The organism is Allocoleopsis sp., from assembly GCF_036703385.1.
In the GTDB taxonomy this organism is placed as follows: Bacteria; Cyanobacteriota; Cyanobacteriia; order Cyanobacteriales; family Coleofasciculaceae; genus Allocoleopsis.
On the sequence record NZ_DATNPA010000127.1, the window covers coordinates 1 to 15,243 of the forward strand.

15 protein-coding genes and 2 pseudogenes are annotated in these 15,243 nt (G+C 45.2%); 6 read left to right on the top strand and 11 right to left on the bottom strand.

Features of this window, described 5'->3' with window-relative positions:
• Window positions 1-81: pseudogene (locus V6C93_RS06315) on the bottom strand (XRE family transcriptional regulator); the annotation flags it as partial.
• 148 nt (window positions 82-229) lie between these two features.
• On the opposite strand from V6C93_RS06315, the gene V6C93_RS06320 reads away from it, so the two are divergent.
• Together V6C93_RS06320 and V6C93_RS06325 are read left to right on the top strand one after the other, a co-directional pair.
• Window positions 230-484 carry a hypothetical protein gene (locus V6C93_RS06320; RefSeq protein WP_333475805.1) on the top strand — a complete coding sequence of 85 codons (255 nt, stop codon included), beginning with the start codon at window positions 230-232 and terminating at the stop codon, window positions 482-484.
• 390 nt (window positions 485-874) lie between these two features.
• Window positions 875-2,119 carry an FAD-dependent hydroxylase gene (locus V6C93_RS06325; protein ID WP_333475806.1) on the top strand — a complete coding sequence of 415 codons (1,245 nt, stop codon included), beginning with the start codon at window positions 875-877 and terminating at the stop codon, window positions 2,117-2,119.
• A gap of 81 nt (window positions 2,120-2,200) precedes the next feature.
• Here V6C93_RS06325 and V6C93_RS06330 read toward each other — a convergent pair.
• From V6C93_RS06330 to V6C93_RS06340, 3 genes and pseudogenes are all read right to left on the bottom strand, one after another.
• Window positions 2,201-2,918: pseudogene (locus V6C93_RS06330) on the bottom strand (slipin family protein); the annotation flags it as partial.
• A 152-nt stretch (window positions 2,919-3,070) separates the two neighbouring features.
• The gene (locus V6C93_RS06335; RefSeq protein ID WP_333475807.1) at window positions 3,071-3,373 is read right to left on the bottom strand and encodes a type II toxin-antitoxin system RelE/ParE family toxin; all 303 of its coding nucleotides are present in this window, start codon (window positions 3,371-3,373) and stop codon (window positions 3,071-3,073) included.
• Entirely contained in the window at window positions 3,363-3,590 is a 228-nt protein-coding gene (locus tag V6C93_RS06340) for an addiction module protein (RefSeq protein WP_333475808.1), read from the bottom strand. The genes V6C93_RS06335 and V6C93_RS06340 overlap by 11 nt, the downstream gene beginning before the upstream one ends.
• Window positions 3,591-3,801: 211 nt before the next feature.
• Between V6C93_RS06340 and V6C93_RS06345 the strand changes: the two genes are divergently transcribed.
• Window positions 3,802-6,891, top strand: coding sequence for a DEAD/DEAH box helicase (locus V6C93_RS06345; RefSeq protein WP_333475809.1), 3,090 nt, complete (start codon window positions 3,802-3,804; stop codon window positions 6,889-6,891).
• A gap of 300 nt (window positions 6,892-7,191) precedes the next feature.
• Here V6C93_RS06345 and mtnA read toward each other — a convergent pair whose 3' ends face one another.
• From mtnA to V6C93_RS06360, 3 genes are all read right to left on the bottom strand, one after another.
• Window positions 7,192-8,247, bottom strand: coding sequence for an S-methyl-5-thioribose-1-phosphate isomerase (gene mtnA, locus V6C93_RS06350; protein WP_333475810.1), 1,056 nt, complete (start codon window positions 8,245-8,247; stop codon window positions 7,192-7,194).
• A gap of 268 nt (window positions 8,248-8,515) precedes the next feature.
• Entirely contained in the window at window positions 8,516-8,863 is a 348-nt protein-coding gene (locus V6C93_RS06355; RefSeq protein WP_333475811.1) for a hypothetical protein, read from the bottom strand.
• A 68-nt stretch (window positions 8,864-8,931) separates the two neighbouring features.
• Entirely contained in the window at window positions 8,932-9,243 is a 312-nt protein-coding gene (locus V6C93_RS06360) for a hypothetical protein (RefSeq protein WP_333475812.1), read from the bottom strand.
• Between the two features lie 267 nt (window positions 9,244-9,510).
• Between V6C93_RS06360 and V6C93_RS06365 the strand changes: the two genes are divergently transcribed.
• Window positions 9,511-10,692: a clostripain-related cysteine peptidase gene (locus V6C93_RS06365; RefSeq protein WP_333475813.1), complete on the top strand. Its 1,182-nt coding sequence runs from the start codon at window positions 9,511-9,513 to the stop codon at window positions 10,690-10,692.
• Window positions 10,693-10,766: 74 nt separating this feature from the next.
• Here V6C93_RS06365 and dxs read toward each other — a convergent pair whose 3' ends face one another.
• The 4 genes from dxs to V6C93_RS06385 form a co-directional block, all read right to left on the bottom strand.
• Complete coding sequence (gene dxs / locus V6C93_RS06370) at window positions 10,767-12,674, bottom strand: 1-deoxy-D-xylulose-5-phosphate synthase (RefSeq protein WP_333475814.1); 1,908 nt, start codon at window positions 12,672-12,674, stop codon at window positions 10,767-10,769.
• Window positions 12,675-12,889: 215 nt separating this feature from the next.
• Window positions 12,890-13,123 (bottom strand): hypothetical protein, encoded by a 234-nt coding sequence (locus tag V6C93_RS06375; protein ID WP_333475815.1) that lies wholly within the window; start codon window positions 13,121-13,123, stop codon window positions 12,890-12,892.
• Between the two features lie 247 nt (window positions 13,124-13,370).
• Window positions 13,371-13,580, bottom strand: a complete 210-nt coding sequence (locus V6C93_RS06380) for an acetyltransferase (RefSeq protein ID WP_333475816.1) — start codon at window positions 13,578-13,580, stop codon at window positions 13,371-13,373.
• 130 nt (window positions 13,581-13,710) lie between these two features.
• Window positions 13,711-13,929, bottom strand: coding sequence for a hypothetical protein (locus V6C93_RS06385; RefSeq protein ID WP_333475817.1), 219 nt, complete (start codon window positions 13,927-13,929; stop codon window positions 13,711-13,713).
• Window positions 13,930-14,498: 569 nt separating this feature from the next.
• On the opposite strand from V6C93_RS06385, the gene V6C93_RS06390 reads away from it, so the two are divergent.
• Both V6C93_RS06390 and V6C93_RS06395 read left to right on the top strand, forming a co-directional pair.
• Complete coding sequence (locus V6C93_RS06390) at window positions 14,499-14,684, top strand: hypothetical protein (RefSeq protein ID WP_333475818.1); 186 nt, start codon at window positions 14,499-14,501, stop codon at window positions 14,682-14,684.
• Window positions 14,685-14,768: 84 nt separating this feature from the next.
• On the top strand, window positions 14,769-15,050 hold the full coding sequence (locus V6C93_RS06395) for a hypothetical protein (protein WP_333475819.1): 282 nt from the start codon (window positions 14,769-14,771) through the stop codon (window positions 15,048-15,050).
• The last annotated feature ends 193 nt before the right edge of the window (window positions 15,051-15,243 follow it).

The window sequence follows — 15,243 nt, forward strand, 5'->3', positions numbered from 1 at the left end:
GCCTAAAGCTACTGCCAATTTATTCTGGCTGATTCCATAAGAGTTCAATGTCTGCTTAAGGGCTTGTCCTGCTCTTCCCATGCCTCTGATCACGAAGCGTATCCTGCGGATAATCGTGTCAGAGGAGTATGACACAGTAAATGTTACCAATTTTGGTAACATCTGCTATGCTATCCATTGTTGCCAAATTTGGTAACAACACTTGCCATTCAAAATCAGGTGAACTCCCATGATTGAAGACTTTATCCCCGATGCCACTGAAACGCCTACCATTCCCGTCACCCCGTCAGCCTCTTCGGAATCCACCTCAAACCGAGAACCTGTCAAAATCCTGGTCATTGGCTCTCCTAAAGGAGTCAACAACATCATTCAAACCTTATACCGTCTCCGATTTGCCGAGGTGCGTGAGTGGAGTCCTCTGCAACCAACAGCCAATCCCGGTGAAGTCGTGAGCATCCTCAAACGTCAGCTTTCTATCAGATAAACAACAGACGTCTGGATTACCGCCTCAGCCCCTTTCGACCCCCCTAGGGCTTGTTTTCAAACCCCTAGATCCCCCCCAGCCCCCCTTGAAAAGGGGGGAGAATAAATTCAAAGTCCCCCTTTTTAAGGGAGATTTAGGGGGATCTCATCGCCATAAACGAAGCGAAATGAGTTTGAAGACACACCCTAGCCCCCCTTATCAAGGGAATATAAGGAGCAGCTTTATTCTTGGGGAAAGTCAGAAAATTCTTGCTCCCTCCCCTTGCTAAGGGGAGGGCTGGGGAGGGGTTCTTTTCCCTCACCATTGAGTAGCTCTCAGTTGCCCGCTCCAGCCGTCCGCGTCACAATAAAGAAGAGTAAATATTCCTATTGATGACGAATTTTCCGGAAAATGGCGCTGGAACAGCTCACACAAACTCCCTCTCTACCCCATACAAACATTGATTATGACCTCGCGAGCGCAGGCGGCGGAATCGTTGGTGCAACACTCGCCTGTGCCTTAAAAAATTCCGGGCTGAGTGTGGTATTAATCGAAGCCCAACCTCCATCTGTAGCCGTAGCAAGGCGACAAGCTTACGCCCTTTCTCTACTATCGGGGCGCATTTTGCAGGGAATTGGCGTTTGGGAGAAGATATTGCCCCAAATTACCACCTATCAGCAAATTCGCCTCTCCGATGCCGATCATCCTGGTATCGTACAGTTCCAACCCAGTGATTTAGGGATGGATGATTTGGGTTACGTGGGAGAACACCGTCCCCTGCTGCAATCCTTATATGAGTTCTTGGCAGACTGTCCCAAGGTTAGCTGGCTTTGTCCGGCTGAAGTGATGAACGTTGAGTATCAACCGTCTGGGGTAGGAATCAAGGTTAGGGTAGATGGCGAAACTCGTCAGTTGCGATCGCGTTTAATTGTAGCGGCAGATGGGGCGCGATCGCACATTCGCACCGCCGCAGGTATTGGAACTCACGGCTGGAAATACTGGCAATCTTGCGTCACAGTCAGAATTAAACCGGAAAAATCACACAATAATACTGCCTTTGAACGCTTCTGGCCGAGTGGCCCAATGGGAGTGCTACCACTACCCGATAATCGCTGCCAAGTCGTATGGACGGCACCCCACGCGGAAGCGCAAGCCTTAAAAGAGTTGGATGAAAAAGAGTTTCTCGCGTTACTGGAACACCGAACGGGAGGGCTGTTGGGGCGTTTGGAATTGGATAGCGATCGCCTGATTTTTCCGGTACAGTTAATGCAGAGCGATCGCTACACCCAATCCCGACTTGCACTAATTGGTGATGCGGCTCATTGTTGTCATCCCGTTGGTGGACAAGGAATGAACCTCGGTATCCGAGATGCCGCTGCTTTAGCCCAAGTGCTACACGATGCCCATCAGCGGGGTGAAGATATTGGGGACATTCGGATACTGAGACGCTACGAACGCTGGCGGAAAAAAGAAAACCTCGTGATTTTAGGATTTACTGATTTTCTGGATCGCCTATTTTCCAATCACTGGTTGCCCGTGGTAGCGGTTCGACGGCTGGGTTTATGGGGGCTGCGAACGGTTCAGCCTTTGAAGGTTCTAGCCTTGCGGTTGATGACCGGTCTATTGGGACGCCATCCCCAGTTGGCTCAACACTAACGATGCCGTTGGGCTGGAACGGGATCGCGGGTGCGGCTTGATTGCTCTGATGAAGCCCACTAGTTATTTGCTGAGTTAAGGACATTAAATCCGACGGCATCATAATCACCGTAGTGGTGTTATTTTCCGCCCCAATTTCTGTAAGCATTTGTAGACGCCGCAATTCTAGGACAGCGGGGTTTTGCACAATCAGTTTAGAGGCTTCGGCTAACTTAATCGAAGCTTCCTGTTCTGCTGCGGCTTTAATTAAGCGAGCACGCTTTTCCCGAATGGCTTCAGCTTCCTTCGCCATTGCCCGTTGCATACTGGTGGGAATTTCCACATCTTTCATTTCCACCCGCTCAATCACAACACCCCAAGGTTCAGTGATTTCATCGACAATTTCTTGAACTTTGGTGTTAATTTTGTCGCGGTTTTGCAGAACATCATCGAGGATATTTTGACCGACGACATTCCGTAAGGTTGTTAAAGCGGCTTGATAAACGGCTAATTGGTAATTTTCAACCTTCGTGATCGCCTTAGAAGGGTCAATAATGCGGTAGTAGAGAACAGCATTGACTTTAATGGTGACACTGTCAGCCGTTACTGTTTCCTGGGGTTCGATACTGACGGTTTTAGTCCGGACATCGATTTGAGCTTTTTGGTCAAATACGGGAACAATCCAGTACATTCCCGGCCCTTTGACGCTACTTAACCGACCCAATCGAAAGATAACACCTCGTTCGTATTCTCGGTCAATCTTGAGTCCAGCAGCGCCCAGAACGATTAAAGCAGCGAGGGTACCTACAAGAGCTTCCATATGTTGCTCAACCCAATCTTGGATAACTCTATTCTAGGCACTGAAGAAGTTGGGCTGCGATCGCGATAGCTTCGCTTCACGCATCAAGAAAGCCTTTGATTCGGCTTGGAAACATCTCACTGGCAAGAAATCATAAAGCTATTGTTCTACTCCTACGGCAGCCGACTACGCCATTTTTTGGGATCTTGAGAACAGTGAAAAACTGCGTAGACAATAATCGTAGTGTCCGAATGCTCATAGAAAACAACGTAAGGGAACCGCCGAACTACAGCCCTTCGATAGCTTTCGTGAACTACCTGATACAAGTCTGGATTTCGCCGGATGAACTGAATGCAAGCATCGACACAACGAAGAAACTCTTCACCCAATCCAGGTTCCTGGTTTTCGTACCAAATATAAGCCTCAGCAACATCTTGTTCTGCCTCTGGCAGAATAATCAGATTTCTAAGCACCATGTTGTTGACTGCGAATCCGTTCTTTAGCTGCCTCCCATGAACTGCCTGAGTCAGGATTTTGCAAACAGGCTGCTTTTCTCCTAGCAAGTTCTTCTTTCTGCCAGTCCAATACAGGAATTTGCTCTGGAACCAAGGCAATGCTGTCCCACAAGTCTTCGAGAAGCTGCAATTTTTCCGAGAGGGTTAACTCAAAAACCTGAGTGAACTCTGCGTTCATACCAACCTCGCCTAGTGACTAGCCATTGTGTTCTAAGTCTATCACCGCCAACGCTGATGCCTTCACCAATGGCGTTTTGAGAAGCTATTAGGCCGCTTCAAGGACAAACGGACTTTTGATATCCTTGACGACCTGAGAATAGGTTGTCTAGATTAGGTACACCTAGACAGGTATACCTATCCTAATTCATAAACTCAGGAACTAATTATTTATGTCCTATTACTTGTTTGAGATCCCTTCCGTAAGCGGTCATCACACAGATCTGGTTCTTGCAGACCCGGATAACCCGAACGCACCCGCTTACTCTCACTACGCCTTTACCATTGGAACTCCCGCTAACCCAAACGAATTAACACAGCGTCGAGGGATTCCATTTGGTAGCTTTCGTGACTGGGAAAAATTGTCTAGCAACTTTGATATCGAGGAGATGCTAACCTCACAGAAGGCATACCTTCCTGGAGGGAGTGTGCTTGGGGAAAAAGATTTAAATCCAGCATTTCAAGCTAACACCGCTATGCGACTTGGTGCGCTGGAACTACTTGCCAACATCTTTTCAGGTCGAATCACCGCTAGTGACAAAGATCCTTTCCCTCATCAGTTGGCACTGCAACAGTACATGAAGTCTCATCAGACACAAGTTCAACGCCTTCTTATTGCTGATGAAGTTGGGCTTGGAAAAACAATTGAAGTTGGTTTAGTATTACGTGATTTGCTCGTTGCACAGGGTTATTCCAAGCCGCTTCGCTGTCTTTACCTGACAAAGGGTGGGCTTTTAGATGATGTCAAGCTAAAGCTTCAGTCAGTTATCCCTGGTGTCGATGGTGACAGTATTGTTCAGGTTGAGAAATCTTTTGTTGAATATGGCAATCGTACTGACGGAATTCATATCGCCAGTATGGATGCTGCAAGACGTTATGTAAAAAAAGTACAGAAGAAGAAGTTGCCTACGGGGGTTAGCCCTGAGATTTTGATTATTGACGAAGCACATCACTGTGCCAGTGAAGATGACTTGACGAGTCCACAACGTATTGGCCTAAAAGCAACTACAAGAGCTTATGAGGCCGCTTATCAAATGATTACTGGAGAGTTTTGGCAGGATTCCGCCCCTCCAAAGCTAATAATCTTTATGAGTGCTACCCCGTTTCGATCTAAACCGCAATTTATTAACTTTTTGCGTCTTCTTACACATCAAACTTCAGAGATTGAGAATGCATACTCACCTGAGTTAACTGATGTAGAACTCGTTCAAATCTTAGGTTCTGATGACTCATCTACGGCAGTCATTTGGCGGCAACAGGATGATGTTCGTAGTTGGTCTGATAAACGCTTATTTCCAAAATTAACCATTGAGCGTCCGCCTCTCCAAGCAAGCGAAGAGTATTTGCAAATAATCAAAGATATCCGAAAAAAGGTTAAAGAAATTTGTAATATTAATGGCGAAAGTTTTGGGGGCTTTGCAATTCGGCAACTTGAGATAAGATTAACTAGTAGCACAATCGCTGGTGCTATGTGGCTTTTCCGTTGGTGTGTTAAGCATCAAGAATGGAAAAATCAAGACGAATATAGGAAAGATACATCAACAAGTACTGAGAATCTTCGCAAACTGATCAAAGGGATTTCTCAAAAGCTTGCTGCTTATGATGATAGTATTAAATCGGGACACGTTACAGTTCTTTTTCCTAATGACTATCCCAAAAACTTGAAATTATTTGAAGCAACTAGCCTATCACAGCCGCTTGCAAGAGGAAATAAAATAGTTGATGTTTTTAAATTTAGTAATGAACTTCGCAATAATGATGATGATGAAAGTGATAGTACTTTTACGGCAACTTCAGAAGAAATTTTAGAGCTTACTGCTCTTGCACTTAAACTTCTTGATTTTGCAAATTCTGATGGTGAAACTGGTGCAGAAAATGCCAAGCTAACTTGGTTAAATAATATGCTTGAGCAGCATCCTAAATCAAAGTTTTTAATTTTTACCGAAAGCTTGCAAACGTGCAAAATTATTAAAAAGGTTCTTACAGACAAATGTTGTGAAAAATTGACTGGCGATATGAGCCTTACTCAGAGAGAGGAGGCTGTTGCACAATTGCGTGATGTGAATAGCTCTGTAAGAGTCCTAGTAGCGACTTCAGCCGCAGATGAAGGGTTTGATTTTCAAGTTGCAAACCGCGTTATTCATTGGGATTTGAGTCCCAATCCAGCCGTGCTAATGCAACGAAACGGTCGCGTTGCTCGATTAGGGCAAATCTCAGATGTTATTGCTTATTACTTAATTATTGCTGGAACGCATGAAGAAAGGAGAGAACGAGCGTTAGTCGAGCGATTTACAGAAGAACTTGGAATTCAGGATGAAAGAATGCGTCTCAAAATTCTGGGTTCTCTCAGCATAGAACAGGAAGAGAAAATCTTTCAGAAAATTGAAGAAGGAAAATTTTCACTGATTGACGATATCCTCAAGCAGGCTGAAGCCGACCAAAAAGATATGGAAAATAAACTGAGAGATGTTAATAAAAAAAATTTTGATGAACAATGGGTGATTAGCCGCAAAGAATTAGAAGAACTGCTTAAGACATGGATAGACTTAGGATTACCTTCTTGTGAGCAGAAATATAAAGTTACCTTGAGTACGAAAGAATGGAGTCGTCCTGTATTCCGTGATGAAGGTACAGTGACGGAAACTGCCCAGGCTAAGATTGCTGTCATTCAAGGCAGGAAATTCACATTTGACCCAGAATTCAAGGTGTTTGGTAGGGAAAAGGAAAATATATTGCTTGCTGGCCTTTATCCTTGGTATTCAAAGAATCGAGAAGAGGGGGTTATTGAGCACCGTCCACTTCCCCGCAACGCTGATCCAATTGGTGAACTTGCTTGTTCGTTAGCTAGACACCGTAAGGCGGACTTCACAACAATTTCAGCGAATCAGTTGAATGAACAATTTCCTAATCTGCGAGATGCTCATTACCTCTTATTTGCTACTCATCCGCTTCGTGAAGTAGAAAATCATGCATCAGCCAGCACTGATTCTTACTTAACATTTTACGCTTTCAGTAGCGGCCTATCCGAGCCTATAAGTTCTCAAGGTGCATCAGCTAAAGAAGTTTACCAGTTGATTTCGCTGTTGGAGGAAGATGCACTTAAAACAGGTTCAACATCTGTGGAAACGGATGTGATTGAAGCTGCACAAGGCGCAAGCCAAAAACTTGCAAAATGGTTGGAGCAGTCCAGAAAACTGGGAGGTCTTACTAAGAAGTCATATTTTCTCCCAATTCCGGTGGCACTTGTTGCAGTGCTTCCTTAGGAGAGAACAGACTTGAATAGTAGCGATTGTTTCCTAGGTTCTTTCGAGAGGCGATCGCCCTAAACAAACATAGAGTAATAACCTAAGTGAGCTGAAAAGGTGACGAGCAAGATGAAGGCTTACTCGTCACCTCTTCAAGAATTACCCATTACCATTACCAAAAGCACGGTTTTTTACCACAAGTACGGAAGAGCCACATTAAGCGTCTTAGATTTGTTTCCTAGCTTTAACTACGGGCTTGAAATGCTTTCATTGTATTTAATCCAAAATCCTTGCATCCAAGATCTAAAATTGCTTTGGTCAAGCGGGTTGCTTGAGATGAAACTTCTGCAACTCACTCGGCGTTACCACACCCTTTTCGGTAATAATTCCCGTGATTAACTCAGCCGGAGTGACATCAAAAGCAGGGTTATAAAACTCTACTCCAGGGGGACAAACTAACGTCTCGCCAATTTGATAAATCTCCGAAGGATGGCGCTCTTCAATCGGAATTTCCATCCCATTCGATAATTCAAAATCAATGGTAGAGAGGGGAGCTGCCACATAGAACGGGATATTATGAGCTTTAGCAACGATCGCTAAACTGTAAGTCCCGATTTTGTTAGCGGTGTCGCCATTTGCCGCAATTCGATCCGCACCGACAACAACGGCATCAATCATCCCTCGGTTCATACAATGAGCCGCCATGCTATCGGTAATCACCGTAACAGGTATCCCTTCATGGACACATTCCCACGAAGTGAGCTTTGCCCCTTGCTGACGAGGACGGGTTTCTGAGGCGTAAACTCTTGCCAATCGTCCTTCCCGCCATGCCGATCGCACCACACCTAAGGCGGTACCATATCCAGCAGTAGCGAGCGCTCCAGCATTGCAGTAGGTGAGAAGACACAACTGTTGTGGGTGAGCAGGCAGTACTTCCAAACCGCGATCGCCAATCGCCTGACAGGTTTGTAAATCTTCTAGCTGAATGGCTTGAGCCGTTTTCAGCAACGAGGCTTTAAGTTCCTCCACTGAGCCAATTGTCTCATAAGCGGTTTTGATCATTCGTGCGATCGCCCAGAACAAATTCACCGCTGTAGGGCGAGTCTGGCGCAACACCTGAGCCACGTCTTCTAGCTGGCTTAAGAAGGTTTCGCGCTCTTCTGTCTGAATTTCCCGTGCGCCCAAGTAGACGCCGTAGGCGGCTGCTACACCAATAGCAGGCGCTCCCCGCACAATCATTGTTTTAATCGCTTCTGCCATATCCTCATAGCGACTGATTTCCACAATCACGTACTCGGCTGGCAATCGGGTTTGGTCAATCAGTAAAACACGGTCTTCATGCCAGATTACGGGGTACACGGGGTTTTTAGACATCTTCCCAAAGGATAAAGTTTTATATGGATTGAACCTACACTATGAATACTGTATTCGTTATCTTTTCTCATTGCAGAGGCTGAGTTCAGGGCTGTTCCAGATACTTGGGGTAGAATGGAAAATCTGATGCAAAATTGATGGATGACGAAGGCTGAAAACCTTGAGGCTGCTAGATTATAAGCTTGCGTTATCAGCACAAGTACGGGAGAGCCTGAGTTGGGATAAATCTTGGAGCCTAATGAGTAAGATAGCGGTAAGGCGAAGGGAATTAGCGCCCTATAGCTTGGCGCTGAGAGTAAATTTCTTCCAGAAGTAAATCGCGGAGTTCATCGGCAATATCATTGGGAGGATTGCCAGCTAGGGCTCGTCCAATCAATCGTTCGGCTTCTCGGAGTTCAGAACACTCCAGGGCAAGAACTGCGGCGCTGCGATGTAAAACAGAGCGAGTGGGTTCCAGGTCAATTTGATTGGCAACTAAATCAGCCGGTGCCTGTTCTTTGGCAAAGGCAGCTCTAGAAAACTCCAGGATTGCCTCAGCATCACCACGCTGATGGGCTAAGGCTGCGTGGTCTACCAGTTCCATTGCTTCTCGATGGAGGGTTTCTAAGTCCTGCATTTTTCAACGATACGTACTCTGGGAGTGCCAAATTCAACCACAGCAACGTAGCCAGGAGCTACGGTGTCTCAAGGACTGATCTGCTTTAGCTTGATATTAACTCTGGATTGGATGATGCCTTCAGAACCTTGACGAATGCCTGAGACCTCAAAGCGGGCTTTACGCTGAAACCAGGTGTCTGAATCATCAATGGAGTTGAGCCACAAATCGAAGCCAAAGCCTTTTCCTTTAACCAAGCGTTCAATGATGGTGAGGTTAGTGAGGCGAGGCATGATGAGTGCAGCGATACCATAGGCTCCGTATTGGGTGGCGACGGCGACTTCTTGATCAGCTCTCTGTAAAGCTGTCCCTGGGAGATGAAGTTTTGTAACGTTTTGCATAAGCTTTGAACTTGGCCTTGAAATGACAATAAGGCATTGTCCCACACATAGTTTTTAAGTAGCCGTTGTGAATGGTGTACACCAGAATGCATGAAAAGTCTTCTTTCTTCAGCCTTCTGCCCTCTGCCCTCTGCCTTATTTTCAAGTCAGGGTGCCAATGTCTTACCGAGTTAATCAGAGTTTGATGTTGAGAAACTGTCTCAATGCTCTGGCAGACTTAGTCAATTCCAAACAGACATTTTTCAATAACATTCAATAACAAGCTATATGCAACGCCGTAAATTCTGTCAATATTCAGCCCTAGGCAGCGCTTCGTTTTTAGTGAATCTGGCTCTATTCAATCACAAGTCTACAGAAGCTTTTTTATCTGAAAATATAAGCAAAAAGCCAATCTATGACTGGATTATTTTATACTGGATGCCCTATGATAACAGCCTCTCTACATTTGGCTCTCCTATCCTTGAGATGCTGACTAAAGGTGTAAAGAGTAGCAATATTCTTGTAACAGTACAAGCTAAATTTAGTGGGGCAAAACACCTTGTAAGAAATCTCATCACCTCAGAAAATGTCGATACTAAAACACTAGAAACTACCAATAGCGCTAGCGAAGAAGTATTTGCTGAATATCTCAACTGGGCTAAGTCCCAATTTCAGGCCAAAAAATGGGCTATCGTTTGCTTAGGACATGGAGGTCGTTTAGACGAAATTAGCCCCGATGAACACTCGATATTAGGAGGGAGTTCAGCCACTCAATGGATGAACATCCAAAAAATGAGTGATATTTTATCTAAATTTAATAATGAAGTGGATAACCGGGTGGAGTTATTCTTCTTCCAAAACTGCAATAAAGGAACGATTGAAGCCAACTATACTTTTAGAAATACAGCTAAATACACTCTTTCTTCGCAATTACAGTTAGGCGCTCCGAATTACTATTATGAACCGCTCCTTCAATTTATTGGACGTAATCCAAACATTAATGGTGGTCAACTAGCGTCAAAGATTATGGAATTTGAAGCAAAAGATATGTACCAGAGCTACACAGCCGTAAACAATCGTGCTGTTGAGCAGCTACCCGCCCAACTTAATCCGTTAATTGAGTTAATCCTTTCATCTAATATAAAAGACCTTAAACTTAGTGAATTTAAAACTTATAAGTATATGGGGGATAGGTTTGTTGATCTTGTCGGCTTTTTTCAAACTATCACAAAACAATTGGGCTTAGAGCAACAGAAATATCAGGGATTTTTAGATTTTATAGATCATTCATTAATTTATAAAGTAGAGAAAACGGGTATCATGCTTGGCTCAAGCAGAGATTATCAAAGTCTTTCTGGTCTTGGTATGCTTTTTCCTAGGAGTAGGGTCGAGTTAGAAAAGTACCGCTATTTACAGGTTTTCTCTGACTTGCAACTGGTGAAGCTTTTTGATGCCATCCTGTTCAACTGAACCGATAACGTGTAGAGGCACGATGCATCGCGCCTCTACAAAACTTAGCAAAAGTCTCTAGACTCAATGATGAACTACTGACTAACCGCTGCCATTTGAGGGCTGAAGGTATTCCGCACTCGTTCCGCAATTTGTGACGGTGTCAGACCCAATTGTGCCTTCGATTCCTCCGGTTTGGCATGTTCAACTAAGAGGTCGGGTACACCCAGCCGCATGACGGGCACGGCAACGTTATGATCCAGCAACGCCTCGGCTAAACCTGAACCAAAGCCGCCCATCACACAGCCTTCTTCTAAAGTGACCACTCGACCAATCCGCTGTGCCAAGGGCAGAATGAGTTCAGTATCCAGAGGCTTGGCAAAACGGGCATTAATCACCGTGGCTTCAATCCCATGCTCGCTCAAAATTTCAGCGGTCTGCATGGCGGTATGAACCATCGTGCCATAGCCCACGAGCAATACGTCGTCTCCATTACGCAGAATTTCTCCCTTGCCAATCGGTAGGGGTTCCCATCCTTCCTCCATCAGGGGAACACCGTAGCCATTGCCGCGAGGGAAGCGCATGGCGATGGGGCCATCGGTGTAGTTAACGCCAGTAACCAGCATCCGCTGGAGTTCGGCTTCGTCTTTGGGTGCCATCAACACCATGTTCGGCAAGCAGCGCAGGTAGGCGATGTCGTACATGCCTTGATGGGTTGGGCCATCGGCCCCGACAATTCCTGCCCTGTCCAAGCAGAAGAAGACGGGTAGGTTTTGGATACACACGTCGTGAACGATTTGGTCGTAGGCGCGTTGTAGGAAGGTGGAATAGATGGCGACAACAGGACGTATACCTTCACAAGCCAAACCCGCCGCCATCGTAACGGCGTGCTGTTCGGCAATACCGACATCAATGTATTGTTTGGGGAGTTTGGCGTGGAGTTTGTCTAAGCCGGTACCTGTTGCCATAGCTGCTGTGATGCCAACAATCTTGGGATTATTTTCGGCAAGCTTCACGAGGGTATGGGCAAAGACTTTGGAGTAGCTAGGAGGCTTGGGTTTGCTGGAGGGAATAGCTTTGCCAGTAGCTAAGTCGAAGGGACTTTGAGCATGATAGCCGACTTGGTCTTGTTCTGCGATCGCATATCCTTTCCCTTTGACCGTTGCCACATGTACCAATACAGGACCACTGTGGGTGTGCGCGGCTTTGAAGGTGGAAATCAAATCTTCCAGGTTGTGACCATCCACCGGCCCCATATAGGTAAAGCCCAGTTCCTCAATCACTGCCCCCACCTTCGGCACAGCCAGACGCTTCATCCCTTCCTTCACTCGTTCCAACTCTGGGGATAAAGACTCGCCAACAAAGGGAAGATGCTTAAACTGTTCTTCCAAATTACCCGTTATAAACTGCATTGGCGGACTGAGGCGTACTTTGTTGAGGTAACGGGAAATTGCACCGACGTTGGGGGAAATCGACATTTCATTGTCGTTGAGTACCACCAACACATTGGTATTGGGCAAATGTCCGGCATGATTAATCGCTTCGAGTGCCATACCACCCGTCAGAGCACCATCGCCAATCACGGCTACAACTTTGAAGTTCTCACCCTTGATGTCTCGCGCCATCGCCATTCCCAACGCCGCAGAAATACTCGTAGAGGCATGACCCGCACCGAAGTGATCGAATTTATTCTCGCAACGCTTCAAGTAACCAGCTACACCATCCTTTTGCCGCAGGGTATGGAAGTTGTTGTAGCGCCCGGTCAGCATTTTATGGGGGTAGGCTTGGTGCCCGACATCCCAGAGTACCTTATCGTGCTCTAAGTCCAGAGTTTGATACAGGGCGATTGTCAGTTCCACAACCCCTAACCCCGGACCCAAGTGACCACCAGTGGCAGCTACTGTTTGGAGATGCTTTTCCCGAATTTGACGAGCGATTTGCTCCAGTTGACGAACCGACAAACCGTGCAGCTGGTTCGGGTGAGTAATTTCACTTATATGCATATCGGCGTACTTGTTTGAGTTGCTATGGTAGTTTTTTATCCGTTTTCCACTAATCAAGTATCTAATAGTTTGGCTAACACGCGTCAAGCTAATTTGATCGCCGATTTAAGTCTCTTTAGCTCCTTGGCTTCCCTGCTAAGGGTCTGTCTCGTAAGCAATAAAGCCTCCCTGATTCCAGAGAGGCTTTGTTTAGGAGTAACAATTAAACCTTCTAGCTACATTTTACCTTTCTGCATCACTTCCTGAAGATGTTGACGCACCTCCTGAGCTTGCTGCATGTCTTGCTGCTGCAATTTCTGGAACAGTTCTACACACGGTTGAGAACCCGTAGCTTGTGCGTCTTCCATATACCTTTCGTATGCCTTAAGTGCTTCCGACTTGCTTTGCAACACGGTGAGCAAATCGTACTCAAGGTTACTGATAGCCTGTAAATTTCCGTTGCTTGCCATTAATTTCCCTCCAACATAGGTTATATAAACAACCTAACAGTGCCTAATTGTCAGCCTGTTTTTCATCTATCTAAAAGGAGAGGAATAATTAAAATTGATGGGGGAAATTGTATAGTATTATACCCGATTTAATCTTAACAGAACTAATAAAAATAAGTTTCTACTTAACAAGAGGCGCGGCTAGAAAGGTCTTATAGCCGACGCCTTGCTTCAGTAAAACCTTTAAAAGACTTTAAGTTTAGTCTACTTACTCTTTTGGATAGTTGGTATCCATCCAACAGAGCGGTAAATCCTCCCCAGAAGGGAATTTTAATTGCGCTTTATCAAACGTTTCAGGATTCTGCTCTTCTTGTCCAGCTTGAGTTTGTCCAGAAATACTATTTTTATTGGGGTCAATCAAAGCTTGCATATCAAGAATTTCGACAAGAGTTCCGTCGGTTTTATCTTTGAGAAACATAGGATTTTCCTCCTTGGGTGAGTTGAGATGCCACAAAAATGAATTGGCTGGTTTTTTAGAACATAGACATTTTAGGAATTGACCTGGAATTCCTAAAAGCAGTACCTTTCTTGACCTAAGAGAAAGAGGATTATTGACCTGATGACTCAACTAGTTTTTTGAGACGCAGATAAGCTTCCTCTGGTGTATAAGGTTCGGCTTTCTTTTCATCAGGAATATAAAATTGCTGGCTATCCGAGAAATAACGCACAACCAAACTCGGAATCAGCCCTAAATCTATCGCTTTTTTACCCAGTTTTACGGCTGTTTCTGATAAAGTAAATTCATCATGAAATGGAGGCTTGTCCATTTTTGTCGTCTCCCGGAAAGTCAGTAATTATATTCCTGAGTCAGTATCTCGATTGAGAATTAAGGGATAGGCATTAAGAGGGGGAAAAAGGAAGTCTCAGCTTCAGGTTAGGTTTATAGAGTCTCAGAGATAATTGAACTCAGCGAATAATGTCTCACGAGAGGTTACACACTCTGAACTCCTTCCCCAATAAAGCGATGAAAATATCTTCCCCATCCCTAGACCCCATTTTTAACTAAAAATGGGGTCTTTGCCTGATTTTTGAGCCTCAACCGGATTAAGAAAGCGATCGCATTCTAGTCCTGATCGTTTTCCTTAAACCTCTATCTAGAGACATTCGTTTGGAAACCACCTGGGTAAAACGGATGCTAGGGAGCGCAAAAGCCGTGCCCTTAAGAGTCAAAGCTATCTCTCATTAAAAAAGCTTATTTACTCGCATCTACGTTAAGTCGCATCTATCTAAAGTTGGGTTTTTATTTTTAGCTGGGCTGTCAAATTCGGTGGAAATTTTGACAAGATTTTCAGCGAAATCCGTACAGTGGATAGGTTAAAGCAATCACAGTGATTTTGTGATAAATTTCCAGAGTCTGTTGCGAATCTGCGATCGCACTCAAGATTTAACCTTACGAGATGGAGATACAATCTTTATCCCAACCACAATGGCTGTTAACCTTCCCCAAACCCGTCAATTAGCAACACGAGCTTTGCTGCCTACCCCAATCGAGCGCGTACTGTGGCAGTGGTTGGGCAAGTAAAGCGTCCAGGTTTCCATATTCTAATGGGAACCGCAACAGATCGAGCCAGGAGTATTGGCGGTTTACCAACGACTCCATAGTACCTTGAATCAAGCTCTACTGATCACTGGCGAATTTAAAACTAGCCGAGCAAGCCGGAGTAATGTAGAACTCATTCGCCTTAATCCGAATGGCACGATTTCTCGAGAGAACGTACCCGTTGACTTCGCCCAAGGAGCGAATGCCAAAAACAATCCTATCCTTCGCGATAACGATATAGTTGTGGTAAGCCGCTCTAACACCGCCAGGGTTGCGGATGCTTTGGATTTAGTTCTAAGCCCTGGTGCTGGGATTATTACATTGCTTTCGATCCTAGGAATTAGATAAAGATAATTAGAACGAACTTTTGTCGCCAGGGATGTGAAAAAGTATGGATACTGAAAACGACTATCAAATGTTTTCACAAAGGCCGGGGGGAAACTTACCTGAGCTTAGATCTCGAAGCGATATCCAAGAGCCAGAAGAGGGGGATGGCAATACACTGGATTTGGCTTGGCTGTTTGCTGTAGTTCGTCGTAGA